The sequence below is a fragment of the Paraburkholderia sp. SIMBA_027 genome, from assembly GCF_046535315.1.
Taxonomy (GTDB): Bacteria; Pseudomonadota; Gammaproteobacteria; order Burkholderiales; family Burkholderiaceae; genus Paraburkholderia; species Paraburkholderia tropica.
Genome location: NZ_JAWRWY010000138.1, coordinates 1 through 407 on the forward strand (window position 1 = coordinate 1; position 407 = coordinate 407).

Below are 407 nucleotides of genomic sequence, written 5' to 3' on the forward strand. Positions count from 1 at the left end.
CGGACAAAACGGCGACCGTATGTGAGTTTGAACCGGTGAAGGAAACGTGCCGCGTCAAGCAAGGTGGCTCAGACCATGGGTTCGATACGAAATCGAAGGGGCACGCTATGAAACGATGATTGATCTTGACGACGAAATCCTCATGTGAGCTTTGAGAGCGGTTTTTAAAGCGCCAGGATTCGTTCCCGGTTTCCACGATCTCGCAATGGTGGGTGAGCCTGTCGAGCAGAGCGGCGGTCATCTTGGCGTCGCCGAATACGGCCGGCCACTCGCCGAAGGCCAGGTTCGTCGTGACGATGATGGACGTCCGCTCGTAGAGCCTGCTGATGAGGTGGAAGAGGAGCTGGCCGCCCGCCTGGGCAAATGGGAGATAGCCCAGTTCGTCCATGATGACGAAGTCGAGCCTG

The 407-nt window shown here is 57.5% G+C and carries 1 pseudogene; it reads right to left on the minus strand.

The features are described 5' to 3' along the window. Positions 1 to 154: 154 nt before the first annotated feature. Positions 155 to 407, minus strand: a pseudogene (locus tag SB764_RS38485) (ATP-binding protein); the annotation flags it as partial.